Source organism: Archangium minus, assembly GCF_044360475.1.
Lineage (GTDB): Bacteria > Myxococcota > Myxococcia > Myxococcales > Myxococcaceae > Archangium > Archangium minus.
This window is the reverse complement of sequence record NZ_CP043494.1, coordinates 3,286,992-3,304,020: the sequence shown is the minus strand read 5'-3', so window position 1 is coordinate 3,304,020 and position 17,029 is coordinate 3,286,992. Positions and strand designations below refer to the sequence as shown.

General features: G+C 67.0%; 12 protein-coding genes. 9 read left to right on the top strand and 3 right to left on the bottom strand.

The annotated features are described in order from the left end of the window. Nucleotides 1–23: 23 nt before the first annotated feature. Together F0U60_RS13505 and F0U60_RS13500 are read right to left on the bottom strand one after the other, a co-directional pair. Entirely contained in the window at nt 24–1,013 is a 990-nt protein-coding gene (locus F0U60_RS13505) for a D-alanine--D-alanine ligase (RefSeq protein ID WP_395818999.1), read from the bottom strand. A gap of 250 nt (nt 1,014–1,263) precedes the next feature. Then, nucleotides 1,264–2,112 carry an MBL fold metallo-hydrolase gene (locus tag F0U60_RS13500; RefSeq protein ID WP_395818996.1) on the bottom strand — a complete coding sequence of 283 codons (849 nt, stop codon included), beginning with the start codon at nt 2,110–2,112 and terminating at the stop codon, nt 1,264–1,266. A gap of 111 nt (nt 2,113–2,223) precedes the next feature. Between F0U60_RS13500 and F0U60_RS13495 the strand changes: the two genes are divergently transcribed. The 3 genes from F0U60_RS13495 to gspC all read left to right on the top strand — a co-directional run bounded on the left by F0U60_RS13495 (nt 2,224) and on the right by gspC (nt 4,941). Then, the gene (locus F0U60_RS13495; RefSeq protein ID WP_395818993.1) at nt 2,224–2,994 is read left to right on the top strand and encodes an RNase H family protein; all 771 of its coding nucleotides are present in this window, start codon (nt 2,224–2,226) and stop codon (nt 2,992–2,994) included. A gap of 4 nt (nt 2,995–2,998) precedes the next feature. Next, entirely contained in the window at nt 2,999–3,880 is an 882-nt protein-coding gene (locus tag F0U60_RS13490; protein ID WP_395818990.1) for a Virginiamycin B lyase, read from the top strand. Nucleotides 3,881–4,071: 191 nt separating this feature from the next. Further along, nucleotides 4,072–4,941, top strand: a complete 870-nt coding sequence (gene gspC / locus F0U60_RS13485; protein WP_395818987.1) for a type II secretion system protein GspC — start codon at nt 4,072–4,074, stop codon at nt 4,939–4,941. A gap of 39 nt (nt 4,942–4,980) precedes the next feature. Here the strand turns inward: gspC and F0U60_RS13480 are convergent, their stop codons facing one another. Then, complete coding sequence (locus tag F0U60_RS13480; RefSeq protein WP_395818984.1) at nt 4,981–5,910, bottom strand: LysR substrate-binding domain-containing protein; 930 nt, start codon at nt 5,908–5,910, stop codon at nt 4,981–4,983. A gap of 128 nt (nt 5,911–6,038) precedes the next feature. Here F0U60_RS13480 and F0U60_RS13475 point away from each other — a divergent pair, with 128 nt between their 5' ends. The 6 genes from F0U60_RS13475 (at nt 6,039) to F0U60_RS13450 (ending at nt 16,991) form a co-directional block, all read left to right on the top strand. Continuing rightward, a complete protein-coding gene (locus F0U60_RS13475) occupies nt 6,039–7,511 on the top strand; it encodes a catalase (RefSeq protein ID WP_395818981.1) in 1,473 nt (490 codons plus the stop codon). Nucleotides 7,512–7,552: 41 nt separating this feature from the next. After that, nucleotides 7,553–8,104, top strand: a complete 552-nt coding sequence (locus tag F0U60_RS13470) for an ankyrin repeat domain-containing protein (protein ID WP_395818979.1) — start codon at nt 7,553–7,555, stop codon at nt 8,102–8,104. Between the two features lie 279 nt (nt 8,105–8,383). Then, complete coding sequence (gene thrS, locus F0U60_RS13465) at nt 8,384–9,589, top strand: threonine--tRNA ligase (protein WP_395818975.1); 1,206 nt, start codon at nt 8,384–8,386, stop codon at nt 9,587–9,589. A gap of 141 nt (nt 9,590–9,730) precedes the next feature. Continuing rightward, nucleotides 9,731–10,669: an L-lactate dehydrogenase gene (locus tag F0U60_RS13460; protein WP_395818972.1), complete on the top strand. Its 939-nt coding sequence runs from the start codon at nt 9,731–9,733 to the stop codon at nt 10,667–10,669. A 70-nt stretch (nt 10,670–10,739) separates the two neighbouring features. Continuing rightward, on the top strand, nt 10,740–11,531 hold the full coding sequence (locus F0U60_RS13455; RefSeq protein WP_395818969.1) for a glutaminyl-peptide cyclotransferase: 792 nt from the start codon (nt 10,740–10,742) through the stop codon (nt 11,529–11,531). A gap of 177 nt (nt 11,532–11,708) precedes the next feature. Continuing rightward, on the top strand, nt 11,709–16,991 hold the full coding sequence (locus F0U60_RS13450; RefSeq protein ID WP_395818967.1) for an AAA family ATPase: 5,283 nt from the start codon (nt 11,709–11,711) through the stop codon (nt 16,989–16,991). Nucleotides 16,992–17,029 lie beyond the last annotated feature (38 nt).

Genomic DNA, 17,029 nt, shown 5'->3' with positions numbered 1-17,029 from the left:
CGACCTCCGGGGCCTTCAAGGCCTCAGCTCGCGGCGCGCTGGGCCACCCCAGCAGGCACCTCCGCGGGCGCAACAACGGCCAGGGGCGCCTCGGCCACATCCACCTCGTCCCGAGTGGCGAGCGCCAGGATGCGCTCCACCAGCGCGGGGAAATCGAGGCCCTTCTGGGCGGCGATTTTGGGCAGCAGACTGACGGGAGTCATGCCCGGCAAAGTGTTCACCTCAAGAATGACGTCATTCTCATCCTCCGAGCAGATGAGATCCACCCGGCCATAGCCGCGGCAGCCCAGGGCACGGTAGGCGGCGAGCGCCAGGGACTCCACGTTGCCCAGGCGCGTGGGGGACAGCCGCGCGGGGAGGAAGTAGCGCGAGCCGCTCTTGTATTTGGCGTCGTAGTCGAAGCCCTCGCGCGGGGTGGCGACCTCGCAGGTGCCAAGCACCTCGTCACCGAGAATCCCCACCGTCACCTCACGGCCGCGAGCCATGCGCTCGACGAGGGCCTCGCCACCAAAGCGGCTGGCCAGAGCCACGGCGGAGACAAGCGCCTCGGGCTCACGCACCACCGAGAGACCCACCGAGGAACCACCGCACGCGGGCTTCACCACGCAGGGAAAACCCAGGTCGCCGTGGAGCTCCAGGGCGCGCGAGACGTCGGCGCGACCCACACGGTAGCCCTGGGGCGAAGGGAGGTTGTGCAACCGGAAGAGCTTCTTGGCCATGGGCTTGTTCATGGCGAGCGCGGAGGCCAGCACGCCCGAGCCCGTATAAGACAACCCCATCAGCTCCAGCAGCCCCTGCACCTTGCCATCCTCACCCATGCGGCCGTGGAGGGCGATGAAGGCCACGTCGAGCTCAGCCGAGCGCAGGGCGCGGTCCAGCCCGGGGCCGGCGAAGATGCGGCTGACCGTGTGACCCCGGGACTCCAGGGCCGCGACCACGGCCTCGCCGGTCTTCAAAGAGATCTCCCGCTCCTCGCCCCAACCACCCATCAGAACACCCACGCGCTTGCCCATGACTTTGGATTCCTCCTTGTCAGGGGGCTAGAGCACGAGGGATGCCAACGGAGAGTGGGGGCAAATCGAGCACGCCCGCTCGCTGGAGAGGAGCCACATTCCAGGCACTTCGAGACACGGAGCGCACGAACACACACGGGGCGAGCGTGTCCCAGGAACCACGGCGAGGCAGCGGAGCCACACGAGTCAGACCCTCTCCCTCTGGGAGAGGGACGGGGTGAGGGTATACGCCCCCCGAGCTCCCACCCGTTCACCCAAACCAGCGGCCCGAGGGGGGAGCAAAAATACGCAACCTGTCGCGAAGCCCCTGGGGAGCACGGGCCTGAATCGCGGCATGAACCTCATCGGGACCGTAGGCCTGACTGAAGTGCATCAACACCAGGGCCTCGTTCTGGAAGAGCTCGGCCCGAGCAAGAATCTCATCGAGGTGAATATGCGAGCGCTCCTGCGCATCCTGCACGGTGCGCTTCCCATCGATGAACGTGCACTCAAGAATCAGCACACGGCTCTCCAGGAGCGAGGGAGCAGTCTCCAGCACGCGCGAGAGCGTGTCCGTGGCATAGGCCAGCTCAAGCCGGTCGACCTCGTCAAAGAGGGGCTCGCCGGCCTTGCGCCTGCGGGCAATCTCCTCGGGAGGAAGCCCCTGGTGCTCAGGCTTCAGCTTCGAAACACGGCGGAAGAACTGGTAGCAGAGCGAGGGCACCGTGTGATGGGTGCGGAAGGCACGGACCCACAGACCATGCCCGAGGTGCTGCGTGTCCCCCGGGCGCATCGGAACAGTCTCGATGTCCGTATCGGTCTGGTGCAGCCGCCCCTGGGCCGCGAGGGCCTCGCGCACGGGCGCTTCAATCTCCGCGGGGAGGAACACCTGGGGAGCGCCCTTACCGATGAGGTTCCGAATACCAAGCAGCGAGCCGAGCGCGCTCGCATGATCGGAATGACCGTGGCTCAGGAAGATGCGATCCGTCCCGGCGAAGGAACGAATAGGCACGCCCACATCGAGCACCACACCGAGCTCCGGAACCTGCAGCGACGTGTACACGCCGCCGACCGAAATACCTCGAACCGTATAGGGCCCCGCGCTGACCTCGGTGAGCATGCGGAGAGGCTAAGCCAGGAGAGGCCGGTCCCGTGAGAGGTCATCAACAAGGACAGGAGGCCAACGTTCGTCGTCCTGGCAGGTGGATACCTGGCCGCATAGGGTAGAGACATGGAGAAGGAGAACCGCCCCACCCTGGTCTTCGCTGACGGAGCATGCTCCGGCAATCCCGGTCCGGGAGGCTGGGGAACGATCATCGTCACGCCCGACGGACAGGTGACGGAGCTGGGAGGCCGCGAGGCGGAGACCACCAACAACAGGATGGAGCTGACGGCGGTGGGCAAGGCGCTGCGCCACCTGGAGCGGACACCGGGGCCGGTGCACATCCACACGGACTCCACCTATGTGATTCAGGGAATCACCCGCTGGGCGTTCGGGTGGAGCAAGCGAGGGTGGAAGACGGCCGAGGGGGGCGAGGTAGCCAATGCCCTCTACTGGAAACGACTGATGGCACTGGTGGCCCAGCGCAAGCAGGACTTCCCGCCCGAGGCCGCCGTCGTGGAGTGGCGGTACGTTCGCGGACATACGGGAGTGCCAGGCAATGAGCGGGTGGACGAGATCGCCGTCGCCTTCTCGAAGGGCCGGAGCACGAAGCTCTACGTGGGCCCGCTGCAGGGATACGGGGTGGACGTGCTCGAGGTGCCTGAGAACACCTCGCTGCCCGAGGAAAAACCCCGGCAGAAAGAGGCCTCCGCCAAGGCGTACTCCTACCTGAGTGAGGTGGGCCGCACCGTGAAGCGCCATGCAACCTGGGCCGCATGCGAGCGCAGGGTGAAGGGCGTGCCGGGAGCCCGCTTCAAGAAGACGCGCAGCGCGCAGGACGAAGCGAAGGTGTTGGAAGAGTGGGGCTTCAAGGCCCAGGACGTCCAGACGGAGGATTGAACACGTGACGATCACCGAGTATCCGCTCCCCACCCAGTCCACGGGTCCGTACAGCATCGTGGGAGGTCCGGACGGAGCGCTCTGGTTCACGGAGATTCACGCGAGCCGCATTGGCCGCATCAGCGTCGACGGCAGGACGAACTCCTTCCCGCTCCCGACGCCCGATGCGGGGCCGTCCATCATCGTGGCCGGGCCAGACGGCGCGCTGTGGTTCACCGAGAACAAGGCGAACCGCATCGGGCGCATCACGACGGAAGGACGGGTGACCGAGTACGCGCTGCCCACCCCGAACGCGGGACCGTTCGGCCTCGCCGTGGGACCCGATGGAGCGCTCTGGTTCACCGAGATGACAGCGAATCAACTGGGCCGTATCACCCTGAACGGTACGGTCACGGAGTTCCCTCTCCCCTCACCTGACGCGTTCCCGTCCTTCATCACAACCGGCTCCGATGGCGCGCTCTGGTTCACGGAGAACAAGGCGAACCGCATCAGTCGGATGGGCCCAGACGGACAGATAACCGGCTACGCCCTGCCCACGCCCGGCGCGGGACCCGTGGGCATCACGGCCGGGCCGGACGGCGCGCTCTGGTTCGTCGAAATCCTCGCGGACCGGATCGGCCGGGTGACGACGCAGGGGCACATCACGGAGTACCCACTCCCGAGGTCGGGCGCACGACCGCACGCCATCACCACCGGGCCCGACGGCGCCCTGTGGTTCACGCAGTGGGGCAGCAACCACATTGGCCGGATGACGACGGAGGGGGCCGTCACCGAATACGCAATTCCCACAGCCCGTGCGGAGCCACACGGCATCGCAGCAGGTCCGGACGGCGCGCTCTGGTTCGCGGAAGAAGCAGGCAACATCGGGCGGCTCGCTCTGAGGTGAGACAGGGCTCGGGCGCCCCTGGAGACGAGCTGTCACCTCCCGCGCGACACCGCTGACAGCTTGTCGCGTGAAGGGCGTGTGGCACACGGGGAAGAGCCCCCCTCTTCCCTCTGGAGTGCCTCCTGGAGAGGCCGTTGGTCCCGACCTTGCTCTGAGGGCGGGCATCCACGCGCCAGCCCTGGAGGTCACCGATGTCCACCCTCATCCGTCCTACGTTCCATGCGCTCACCCTGCTCTGTGCCGCGTGCACCTGCCTGGTGGCAGCCCACGCCGTGAACTCGGTGGTGGACGCATGGCTCCAACCCCTCCCCTCCTTCCCGGAAGAGACTCCCAAGAAGACGCGCTCGACCCAGGAGATGGCCACGCCTCTCGCCCTGGCGCCGCTGGCTCGCTACCTCGGACTGCCGGACAAGCTGCGTGACGAGGTCATCCTCCCCTCGAAGCCTGGGGATGAACCCGTACCGAACACACTGGGCCTGAAGCTGTTGGGCACGATGATCGGAGCCACCCCCTCCACCACTTTCGCCTCTGTGTTCGAGGGCCCTACGCGCCGCACGCGTTCGGTGTGGATGGGCGGCGACATCCAGGGTGCGCAGGTGGTCGCTATCGAGCGCACGCGGGTGCTGCTGATGAACTCGGGACGAATGGAATACGTCGAGCCAACGGCGACGGACGCGGCCCCCCAGCTCCAGGAGCCCCGTGAACCACGCGCCGCCTCCCTCGACGTGCGGCAGGTCAGCCCCCAGACCTTCGAGGTCTCGCGCAAGGACCTGGATGCAACGCTCGCCAATCCCAACGAAGTCATGATGCAGGCGCGCGTGGTCCCCTCCTTCCGGAACGGTGAGCCCCAGGGCTTCAAGCTGTTCGCCATCAAGACCGGCTCGCTCTACAGCCAGCTCGGACTCCAGAACGGGGACATCCTGAAGCGCATCAACGGGCTCTCGCTCCAGAGCCCAGATGGCGCGCTCGAGGCCTACCAGAAACTGCGCGAGTCCCCACGCATCGAGCTGGAAGTGGAGCGCAACGGGCAGCCACTCCGACTGACGTACTCGGTGCGGTAGGCACGGGCGGCCCCGTGGCCTGTCCACCCAAGTCCACCGTCAAGAGGGCTTCGCTGTGGCCTTGAGGCCGGGCCACACGGAGCGGAGCGTACCGGCGAGCTCCCGAAGCGCATCCGCGCGCGGATAACCCGGGCGCCACACCAGGGCAAGAGTGCGGCTCGGAGACAGGCCCGAGAAGGGACGCACCACGAGCTGGCCCAGCCGGTTTTCAATGGGCACGGAGAGCGCGGGCAGCAACGTGATGGCCCCCTCGCCTGACATCACCATCTGAGCCAAGGTCGTAAGGCTGGTCGCACGGAAGTCCACCTCGCGCGCCCCAATGCGCGTGCACAGGGCAAGCGCCTGCCCTCGGAAGCAGTGACCATCCTCCAGCAGGAGCACGTTCTCCTCTTCGAGGTCCGCGAGCTGCACCTGCTTCTTCTTCGCCAGCGGATGCCCTGGGGGCGCGGCGACGACGAAGGGATCCTCCGCGATGACGGCGTGCTCCACGTCCCCGAGCTCGGGCACGAGCGCCAGCAGGGCCGCGTCCAACCGTCCCTCCTCTAGAGCGCGCACGAGGAGCTCCGTCTTGTCCTCTCGCAACCGGAGCTTCAACCGGGGGTACTGCTTCACGAGCGCCGGGACCACCTCGGGCAGCACATAGGGCGCGATGGTCGGGATGACACCGAGCTGCAGATTTCCCGCGAAGGGATCGGACAGGCGGGACGCCGCGGACAAGATGTCACCGGCCTCGGTGAGTACCCGGCGCGCACGCGACACCAGCTCCTCTCCGGCCTCGGTCAGCATCACCCGGCGCTTGTCCCGCTCGAAGACCTTCACGCCGAGCACCTCCTCGAGCTGCTGAATCTGGGCACTCAAGGCGGGCTGGGAGACGTGACACCGCTCGGCTGCTCGGCGGAAACCGAGCGTGTCGGCGACGGCCACCAGGTACTCCAACTGCCGCAGGGAGATGTCGTTCAGGGAGGGCATAGCTTGGGAATAACTGATAGCCGCAGCCTATCAATTCCATCGGAACGATGTCTTGGGAAACTCAGCGCCAACTCTCTACTTTCCACAACGTCACGAACGCACTGACGCCACTGGCAGGAGAGAATCGCGTGTCCAATCGTCCCCAACTGACCACCGAGGGCGGCGCCCCCGTCGCCGACAACCAGCACTCCCAGACCGCCGGCGCCACGGGCCCGGTGCTGTTGCAGGACCATTACCTGCTCGAGAAGCTCGCCCGCTTCAACCGCGAGCGCATTCCGGAGCGCGTAGTGCACGCGGTGGGCTCGGGCGCCTACGGCTACTTCGAGGTGACCAACCCCAACGTGTCCCGCTTCACGCGCATGAAGCTCTTCAACGCGAAGGGCAAGCGCACCGAGGTCTTCGTGCGCTTCTCCACCGTGGCCGGCTCCAAGGGCGCACCCGACACCGCACGCGACCCCCGCGGCTTCGCGGTCCGCTTCTACACCGAGGACGGCAATTGGGACCTGGTGGGCAACAACACGCCCACCTTCTTCCTGCGCGATGGCATCAAGTTCCCGGACTTCATCCACTCGCAGAAGTACGACCCGTTCACCAACTGCCAGGAGCCCGATAACCAGTGGGACTTCTTCTCGCACTCGCCCGAGGCCACGCACCAGTTCACCTGGCTCTTCGGTGACCGCGGCATCCCCGCGACGCTGCGGCACATGGATGGCTTTGGCTCGCACACCTTCCAGTGGGTGAACGCGCAGGGCGAGCGCTTCTGGGTGAAGTTCCACTTCAAGACGGACCAGGGCATCAAGACGCTCACCAGCGACGAGGCCGCGGCTATCGGCGGCAGGGATCCGCAGCACCACCAGCGCGACCTGTACGCGGCCATCGCGCGCGGCGAGTACCCCTCGTGGACGCTCAAGGTGCAGGTGATGCCCGAGGCGGACGCGGCCACCTACCGCTTCAACCCGTTCGATCTCACCAAGGTCTGGCCCCACAAGGACTACCCGCTCATCGAGGTGGGCAAGATGGTGCTCGACCGGGCGCCGGATAACTTCTTCGCGGAAGTGGAGCAGGCGGCGCTCGACCCCGCCAACTTCGTGCCGGGCATTGGCCCCTCGCCGGACCGCATGTTGCAGGCGCGCCTCTTCGCCTACGCCGACGCGGCCCGTTACCGGCTCGGCATCAACCACACCCAGCTGCCGGTGAACTCGCCCAAGGGGGTCAAGGGCGGCGCGCGCAACTACGGCCGTGACGGCGCCATGCGCTTCGACGGCAACGGCGGGCGGAGCAAGAACTACGAGCCGAACAGCTTCAACGGCCCCGCGCAGTCGAACGAGCCTTCCGGGCTCGGCGTCTCCGTCAGCGGCTCCACGGGCACCTACGTCCCGGTGCGCCACGCCGAGGACAATGACTTCGTGCAGGCCGGCAACCTGTACCGGCTGATGACGGAGCCGGAGCGCGAGCGCCTCGTGGCGAACATCGCGGGCAGCCTGTCCCAGGTGAGCCGCGAGGACATCATCACGCGCAGCATCGCCCACTTCCGCAACGCCGACGAGGAGTACGGCGCGCGCGTCGCGGCGGCTGTCCACAAGCTGCGTCACTCCCGCTGAGCATCCCTCTCCTCCCCCTTCTCCGACTCGAGGACCCTCTCATGAAGACGAACACCCAGGATTCGCAGGCGATGACGATGGACGCGGATGTGATGGCCGTGGCGCGGAGCGCGTTCCAGCACGCACGGGCCGGGGACGCACTCCTCCTGGCTCGACTCGTTGAGGCGGGGTTGCCCGTCAACCTCGCCAATGAGAAGGGGGACACGCTGTTGATGCTCGCGAGCTACCACGGCCACGTGGACGCCACCCGCACCCTCCTGAAGCACCAGGCGGACCCGGAGCGGACCAACGACCGGGGGCAGACGCCGCTGGCCGGGGCCGCCTTCAAGGGAGACGTCACCATCGCGCGGCTCCTGCTGGACCATGGCGCCCGCGTCGATGGCACAGGGCCGGACGGCAAGACGGCGCTCATGTTCGCGGCGATGTTCGACCGGCTGGAGGTGCTCGAGCTGTTGCTGTCGCGCGGCGCGAAGCCGGGCCAGACGGATGCCGAGAAGCGCACAGCGCTCGACTACGCCCGCGCCATGGGAGCCAGGCGCACGACGGAAAAGCTCGCGGAGTTGCAAAAGACGAGCGGACAACCGCAGGCCTGACAACACCAGACATCGGCCACTGTGCGCCGCACGGTGGCCGGACAGTCGCCGCAACTCGGCTTGACAAAAAATACGCTCACGCGCACCTTGCATCTCGTGAGCTTCGCATCCGCCACGACCACCACGACCACTACCGCCACTCGAACTGGCGGGAGCGGACTCGTGCGTGGAGTGAGCTGACGAACGCACGGTTCCTTGCCCCGCCTTCACCGGCCGGGGCGTCCGTGCAAGCGCTCAGTGCTCCGACCGGAAGGCCTCTTTCCCGACTCGGAGTCTGAAATGCTCGACGAACACGATCATCGTTCTCTTGGCCAGCGCCTGGACCTCTTCCACCTGCAGGAGGAGGCGCCCGGCATGGTCTTCTGGCACTCGCGCGGCTACCAGCTGTACCGGCTCATCGAGAACCGCGTGCGGCAGCAGATGCAACGCGAGGGCTACAGCGAGGTGAGAACGCCACAAATCCTCGCCCAGCCCATCTGGGAGCGCAGCGGCCACTGGGAGAACTTCCGCGAGAACATGTTCCAGCTCGCCGACGAGGGCGGGTGGCACCACGCGCTGAAGCCGGTGAACTGCCCCGGCCACATCCAGCTCGTCCAGCGCATGAATCCCAGCTACCGCGACTTGCCCCTGCGGCTGGGTGAGTTCGGGCTCGTGCACCGCAGCGAGCCCAGCGGCTCGCTCCACGGCCTGTTCCGCCTGCGCCAGTTCACGCAAGATGACGGGCACATCTTCTGTGCCGAAAGCCAGATGCGCGAGGAGGTCTTCCGCTTCTGTCGCTCGCTCCACGCCTTCTATGCCGACTTTGGCTTTGAACATGTGGAGGTGGCCTTCTCCAGCCGTCCTGCCCAACGTGCCGGAAGCGATGAGGTATGGGATCTCGCGGAGTCCCTGTTGCTCGAGGCCGCGCAACAGGCGGGGTTGAAATGCCTCATGCAGCCCGGCCAGGGGGCCTTCTACGGGCCCAAGCTGGAGTTCGTGCTGAAGGATCGGCTCGACCGCAGCTGGCAGTGCGGGACGATCCAGCTCGACCTGGTGCTGCCGGAGCGGTTTGACCTCCACTACGTGGATGCCTCGGGACAGAAGCGCCGACCGATGATGCTCCACCGGGCAATGCTCGGGAGCCTGGAGCGCTTCATCGGCATCCTGCTGGAGCACCACGGGGGCGCGCTGCCCGCGTGGCTGGCACCGGAGCAGGTGGTGGTGGCGCCGGTGGGAGAAGCCGCCGCCGGTTACGCCGAGCGCTTCGCAGCGAAGCTGCGCGAGGTGGGCTGCCGGGTGAGCGTGGACGAGCGGGCCGAGTCGCTCTCGCGGAAGATCGTCGACTCGCACCAGGCCGGCGTGCCGTGGCTCGTCATCGTGGGCAACCGCGAGGTGGAGAAGAACGCCGTGCGGCTGCGGCGCAGGGACGGAGAGCAGCGTGACCTGCCCTGGGATGAGGCGGTGGCGGCGCTCGTCGCCGAGTGTCGGCCCGCGGCCTCCGCGTGAGTGTGACGGGGCGGTGACTCCACGAGGTCACCGCCCCTCCCCTGGGCGTGGGTGCTCCGTCCTGGGTTCGACGGTGAATCATCATGAACCTGGAGCAGGAAACCCCGGCTGTGCTTGTCTGCGCCGCCTATGCCTGAGCGAGTGAACAAGATTGCCATCATCGGGGCCGGCGCAGTGGGAGCCACCATTGCCTATGCCGCCATGATCCGCGGAGTGGCCAAGCAAATCGCCATCTACGACATCAACCGCGCCAAGGTGGATGCGGAGGTTCTGGACCTGAACCACGGGCTCCAGTTCGTTCCCATGGCCACGCTGGAGGGCTCGGACGACATCGGCGTGTGCGCGGGCGCGGACGTGGTGGTCATCACCGCGGGAGCCAAGCAGAAGCCGGGACAGACGCGGCTGGAGCTCGCGGGAGCGAACGTGGAGCTGTGCCGCAAGCTCGTGCCCCAGTTGCTGAAGGTGGCGCCTGAGGCACTGCTGCTCGTGGTGACCAACCCCGTGGACGTGCTGACGTACGTAGTGCAGAAGCTGAGCGGCCTGCCGACGCGGCGGGTGTTCGGCAGCGGGACGGTGCTGGACTCCTCGCGCTTCCGCTTCCTGCTGGCGCGCCACCTGAACGTGGCGGTGCAGAACGTGCACGCCTTCATCGCGGGCGAGCACGGCGACTCGGAGATCCCCCTGTGGAGCTCGGCAACGGTCGGCGCCTTGCCGCTGATGCAGTGGTCGGTGCCCGGGCGCGCACGGCTGACGGAGGAAGACCGGACCCACATCTTCGACAACGTGCGCAACGCCGCCTACCACATCATCCAGGGCAAGGGCGCCACCAACTACGCCATCGGCCTGGCCACGGCGCAGATTCTCGAGGCGGTGCTGCACGACGAGCAGCGGGTGCTGCCCGTGAGCTCGCGCATGGAGGGCTACCTCGGCATCAACGATGTATGCCTAAGCGTGCCGAGCATCGTCAACCGTGGCGGTGTGGAAGCGGTGCTGGAGGTGCCCCTGAGCGACTCGGAGCGCGAGGGCCTGAAGCGAAGCGCGGACACGATCCGCCAGAGCATCCGCACCCTGGGATTCTGATGCTCCACGCGGGAAGATACAGTGCACGGCTGTGTTGCTTCCGCTCGATTCCCCCCAGGAGCCTCTCTTCGTGAACTCTCGGCGTGCCCTCCTCGCACGGCTCTCGCCCATCCTGCTGCTCACCGTGCTCGCCTGCCGCAATAACGAAGTCCACGCGACGGGAAGCGCACCGGTGTACGGCTTCGAGGTCGTTCACAGCTGGCCCCATGACCCTCGGGCCTTCACCCAAGGACTCGTCTACCGTGACGGCAAGCTGTACGAGGGCACGGGAATCAACGGCCAATCGAGCCTCCGCCAGGTGGAGCTCGAAACGGGCGCGGTCCTGCGCAGACACAACCTCGAGCAGCAGTATTTCGGAGAGGGAATCACGCTGCTCGGAGGCAGGCTCTACCAGCTCACCTGGCGCTCACGCGTAGGCTTCATCTACGACGCCGCGACCTTCCAGCAAGTGGGCCGCTTCGATTATTCCACCGAGGGCTGGGGGCTCACCACCGACGGCACCTCGCTCATCCTGAGTGATGGGACCGCCACGCTGCGCTTCCTCGACCCTCGGACGTTCGCGGTGCAGCGCACCGTCACGGTGACGGACGAGGGCCGCGAGGTCCCCCGGCTCAACGAGCTGGAGTACATCCGCGGCGAGATCTACGCGAACGTGTGGACGACCGACCGCATCGCGCGGATCGACCCAGCGACGGGGCGAGTGACGGGGTGGATCGATCTCACAGGACTGCTAGCGCCAGAGGAGCGTACTGGGCGTGAAGACGTCCTGAATGGAATTGCCTATGACGCGGCCCAAGATCGACTGCTGGTCACCGGAAAGCACTGGCCCAAGCTGTTTCAGATCCGCGCCGTGCCTCGGTAGACGGCCTCTGCTCGCCACGGTTGCGAGCGGACCTGACGGCCGAGCACAGGACTGAACCCGTCACCTCCCGCGTCATACATTGCGAATCGTAGACGGGTCGTGCTCCCATTCCAGCAACACTCGGAACGTAGAATTCAAACCGAGATGTGGGGGGCCGCTCTGCTGGGCGCGCAGACCATGCTGAACATTCCAGGTTACACCCTTCGAGGGGCCATCCAGCCCACAGGCTCGAGCCTGCTCTTCCATGCTGTGCGCGATACCGATGGCATGGCCCTCATCCTCAAGACGCCCATGGCCTCGTCGCCCGGGCCTCGCGAGTACGAGCGCTACCGCCGCGAGTTCAGCATCCTCCAGCGCCTCCAGGGAGTGAGGGGTGTTGTCCGGGTCCACACCTTCGAGCGGCTCCACGACCGGCCGGTCCTGCTCTTGGAGGAGGAGGAGGGAAAGCCGCTCTCCGAGCTCACGGGTCGGCCCTTCGAGGTGATTCACGCGCTGGACCTGGCCATCTCCCTGTGTACCTCACTGGCCGAGCTCCACCGCCGCGGAATCATCCACAAGGACGTCAAGCCCGCCAACATCATCATCGCGCCCTCGGGCGAGACGCGGCTCATCGACTTCGGCACCGCCACCCTCCAACTCGTCGAGCATGTGGATGCAGCGCCTGTCTCGTTGATTGAAGGAACGCTGGCGTACATGTCCCCCGAGCAGACCGGGCGCATGAACCGCTCAGTGGACCACCGCACGGACTTCTACTCGCTGGGCATCACCCTCTACGAGCTGCTGACAGGAAGCCGGCCCTTCCAAGGGCGCGACGCGCTCGAGTGGTTCCATGCTCACATGGCGGTGACCCCTCAACCGCCGCTGGAGCGGGTGCCGAACCTGCCGCCCATCCTGTCCGCCATCGTCATGAAGCTCCTGGCCAAAGAGGCCGAGGAGCGCTACCAGAGCGCTGAGGGAATCAAGGCCGATCTCGAGCGGTGCCGGAACGATCTGCTCCGGGGCGTGCACGAGGACTTCCCGCTCGGAGTGCACGACTTCCCCATCCGCTTCCAGCTCCCTCAGCGGCTTTACGGGCGAGGCCTTCACGCCGCCACCCTGCTCCAGGGCTTCGAGCGCGTCGCCCGGGAAGGCAAGCCAGAGCTCCTCCTGGTCCGAGGCTACTCGGGCATCGGAAAGTCCTCCGTCGTTCACGAGCTGCACAGGCCGGTGGTGCGCCAGCGCGGCTTCTTCCTGAGCGGCAAGTTCGATCCGTTCCAGCAGGCCATCCCCTACACCACCCTGGCCCAGGCCATTCGTGGACTGACGCAGCAGTTGCTGGCTGGCAGCGACGAGGCGCTGGCCCGTTGGAGGGAGCACCTGCTGGAGGCCTGGGAAGGCCATGGCCAGGTCCTCCTGGATGTGGTGCCGCAGCTCGAGCTCATCACCGGCAAGCAGCCCCCCTGCCCGGAGTTGCCGCCCTCCGAGGCCTCGCACCGCTTCAACCAGGTGTTCCGCAAGTTCCTCGGCGTGTTCGCCACCACCGAGCATCCGCTCGTCATCTTCCTGGATGACATGCAGTGGGCGGACCAGGCCAGCCTCCAGCTCATCCGTCACCTGCTCACCCATCCGGAGACGCCGCCCGTCCTCCTCATTGGCGCCTACCGCGACAACGAGGTCACCCCCTCCCATCCGCTGGCGCTGGCCTTGGAGGAGCTCCGCAAGGTTGGCGCGCGGATGACGACGCTCCAACTCGAGCCCCTGAGCCTCCAGGACGTGAGGCAGCTCGTCGCCGACACGCTCACGGGGGCAGGCCCGGAGATCATCGAGCCCCTCTCGGCGCTGGCGTGCGAGAAGACCGGCGGCAACCCCTTCTTCCTGCTGCAATTCCTGTCCACGCTCAACGAGGACGGGCTCCTGGTCCGCACGCCGGAGGGCACGTGGCGCTGGGACGCCGAGGCCGTCCGGAGCAAGGGCTACTCAGACAACGTCGTCGACTTCATGGCCGGCAAGCTGCGTCAGCTCCCCCAGGAGACGCTGCACCTGCTGCGACTGGCCGCCTGCGTGGGCAACACCTTCACGCTCCAGATGCTGGCCCGGATCTCCACCCAGGCGGAGGTGGCTCAGGTGGAGCGGGAGCTCGAACCTGCGTTCCTCGAGGGGCTGCTGGTCCACGTCGGCCCGGAGCAATACCGGTTCCTCCATGACCGCATCCAGCAGGCCGCCCACGCCTTCATCCCCGAGCAGGAGCGCAAGGCCGTCCACCTGCGCATTGGCCGCCTGCTGCTGACGAGCCTGTCTCCGCAAGAGGTGCAGGAGAAGCTCTTCGACGTCGTGAGCCAGCTCAACGCCGGGGCCGAACTCATCGAGGCGCCCGAGGAGCGCCTGCGCGTGGCGCGCCTGAACGCCGAGGCGGGCTGGAGGGCCAAGGCCGCCACGGCGTTCCGCTCGGCCGTCGCCTATCTCTCGATGGCCTTCCAGCTCATCCCCGGCAATCCGTGGGAGACGACTCCGGAGCTGGCGTTCAAGATTCGTCTGGAGCACGCGACCTGCGAGTTCATGAGTGGCAACGCCGCCGAGGCCCTCCGCCTGGCGGAGGAGCTCGTCTCCCGGACGCGCACCCGCCAGGAGATGGCGGCTGCCTACTGCCAGAAGGCCTACATCCTCATCGGGACGGGCGACCTCCAGACCGCCGTGACCTGCCTCCTGGAGTGCTTGAGCCTGATGGGCATGCCGATGTCACCGCACCCCTCCTGGGAGGAGGTCGTGGAGGCCGACAAGGAGGTGTGGACACTGCTCGGGGATCGCCCCATCGAGAGCCTCCTCGAGCAGCCCCTCTCCACGGACCCGGACCTGGAGGCAGTGATGAGCGTGCTCGGCGCCTTGTTCGCACCGGCGTACGTCACGGACTCCAACCTGCTCTTCCTCCACCTGACCCGGATGGCCTCCCTCAGCCTCCGTCACGGCAACACGAGCGCCTCCGTGCACGGCTACTCCTGGTACGGCATCGTGCAGGGGTCCGCCTTCAAGCGGTACCGGGAGGCCCATGCCTTCGGCCAGCTCGCCTGTGATCTCGTCGAGCGCCATGGCCTGGCAGCCCTACGAGGGAAGGCGCTCTATGGAATGGAGATCATCAGCTACTGGACCCGGCCTCTCGCCACCTCGCTGGAGCTCATCCTCAAGGCCTTCCAGTCCGCACTCCAGGCCAGTGACATCCAGGTCGCCGGCTACTGCTGCAACCACATCGTCACGGACCGCTTCGCCCTGGGGCATAACCTGGAGGAGGTCTACCAGGAGACCATCGCGCGCCTGGACTTCGCGCGCAAGGCCGGCTTCCTGGACACGCGGGACGTCATCCACTTCACCCAGCGCCATGTGCAGCAGCTGCGCGGCCTCACGCCTTCATTCAACTCGCTGAGCGGAGACGACTTCGACGAGGAGGCATTCGAGGCGACCCTGACCCCCGCGCGCATGAGCACCGCGCGGTGCTGGTATTGGATTGTGAAGATGCAGTCGCGCTACGTGTGCGGCGCCTACTCCGAGGCGCTCGAGGCGGCGGCCAAGGCCGCCGAGCTGATCTGGTCCTCGCACGGACACATCCAACTGCTGGACTTCCACCTCTACCGCGCCCTGACCCTGGCCGCGAGCCTGGGAGAGATGACGCCCGAGGAGCACGGCCGCGCCCTCGAGCTCATCCGCCAGGACCATCAACAGTTGGCGGAGTGGGCCCGCGTCCTTCCCGATACCTTCCGCGCGCCCGAGCGGCTCGCATTTGGGGAACTGGCTCGCGTCACGGACCGCCAGAATGAAGCCTTCCGCGCCTACGAAGAGGCGCTCCAGGCCGCCCGAGCGTACGGCTTCATCCAGTACGCCGCCCTCGCCAGTGAGCTGGCAGCCCGCTTCTGGCGAGAGCAGCAGATGTCCACCATCGCCGAGAACTATGCGCTCAAGTCCCGGGAGGCCTGGCTGCGCTGGGGTGCCGCGGGCAAGGCCAAGCACCTGGAAACCCAATGGCCGCACCTGGCCGCCAGCGGCAACCCCGACGCGACCAGTACGGACACGGACTCCACGCAGATTGACGCGCTCACCGTGGTGAAGGCCCAGCAAGCCATCTCCGGGGAGATCGTCCTCGAGCGGCTGGCGGACACGCTACTGCGCGTCGCCATTGAGAACGCTGGCGCCCAGCGCGGCGCCCTGTTGCTACCTGAGGGCAATAAGCTCTCGGTCGTTGCGCTCTCCGGGACCGTCCCCGAGGGAGCCACCCCCAACGGGGAAGCACCCCAGCTTCCGTGGTCCCTCATCTCCTACGTGAAGCGCACGCGAGAGCACGTGCTCATCGGCGACGCCTCTCAGCCCCACCCGTTCTCCGCCGACACCTGGCTCGAGCACCGCCGGGCCCGCTCCGTGCTCTGCCTGCCCCTGCTGCGCCAGGACGAGTTCTGCGGCGTGCTGTACCTGGAGAATGATCTCGCCACCCACGCCTTCACGCCGGCGCGCCTCTCACTGCTCGGGCACCTGGCCTCCCAGGCCGCCATCTCCATTGAGAATTCCCGGCTGTACACCGAGGTGCAACGCGCCGAGGCGGCCCTGCGCCACGCCAATGACGAGTTGGAGAAGCGCGTGGAGGAGCGCACGCGCGCGCTGAAGCAGGCCCAGTCCCGCCTGGTGGAGACGGCACGCGAGGCCGGCATGGCCGAGGTCGCCGCCAACGTGCTCCACAACGTGGGCAACGTCCTCACCAGCGCCGTCATCAACATCCAGACGATGCGCCAGTCCGTGGGCGCCTCGCGCATGGGGCGGCTGAAGCAGGTCGCCAACCTGCTCGAGGAGCACCGCAACAACCTGTCGGACTTCCTCACGCGCAATCCCCAGGGCATGCAGCTGACGACCTATCTCTCCGCGCTCGCTGACGCGCTGCTCGAGGAGCAGCGGACACTCCGCGAGGGCATGGACACCATGGGCCTGCACCTGGAGCACATCCGCGCCATTGTCCAGGTCCAGCAGACCTATGCCCGCAACACGCTCATCACCGAGGAGTGCGATCTGGCGCTCCTCATCGAGGATGCGCTGAGCATCCAGCGGCCCTCGCTCCAGCGCCACGGCATCACCCTCACCCGAGAGCATTTCCCCTCCCTGCCCAAGGTCCGCCTGGACAAACACAAGGTGCTGCAGATCCTCATCAACCTGATCAGCAACGCCAAGAACGCCATGCAAGAGAAGCCCGAAGGACAGCGTCACATCCGGGTGCGGCTCGAGGCGGTGGGCACCACGGCGCGCATCCAGGTGGAGGACACCGGCATGGGCATCGCGCAGGAGAACCGCGGGCGGCTCTTCTCCCAGGGCTTCACCACGCGCACTGGGGGTCATGGACTGGGTCTGCACTCCAGCGCGCTGGCGGCGAAGATGCTGGGGGGCCGCCTCACCCTGGAAAGCGACGGGCCAGGCAAGGGAGCCACGGCCACACTGGAGCTCCCGCTCGCGTAGGGCTCACGGAGTGGGAGCGGGCTGTTTCCCAGTGAACA

Bases quoted from the DNA above. Each gene is read 5' to 3' on its own strand.
- F0U60_RS13505 (WP_395818999.1), bottom strand. From the start codon at position 1,013: ATGGGCAAGCGCGTGGGTGTTCTGATGGGTGGTTGGGGCGAGGAGCGG.
- F0U60_RS13500 (WP_395818996.1), bottom strand. From the start codon at position 2,112: ATGCTCACCGAGGTCAGCGCGGGGCCCTATACGGTTCGAGGTATTTCG.
- F0U60_RS13495 (WP_395818993.1), top strand. From the start codon at position 2,224: ATGGAGAAGGAGAACCGCCCCACCCTGGTCTTCGCTGACGGAGCATGC.
- gspC (WP_395818987.1), top strand. From the start codon at position 4,072: ATGTCCACCCTCATCCGTCCTACGTTCCATGCGCTCACCCTGCTCTGT.
- F0U60_RS13480 (WP_395818984.1), bottom strand. From the start codon at position 5,910: ATGCCCTCCCTGAACGACATCTCCCTGCGGCAGTTGGAGTACCTGGTG.
- F0U60_RS13470 (WP_395818979.1), top strand. From the start codon at position 7,553: ATGAAGACGAACACCCAGGATTCGCAGGCGATGACGATGGACGCGGAT.
- thrS (WP_395818975.1), top strand. From the start codon at position 8,384: ATGCTCGACGAACACGATCATCGTTCTCTTGGCCAGCGCCTGGACCTC.
- F0U60_RS13450 (WP_395818967.1), top strand. From the start codon at position 11,709: ATGCTGAACATTCCAGGTTACACCCTTCGAGGGGCCATCCAGCCCACA.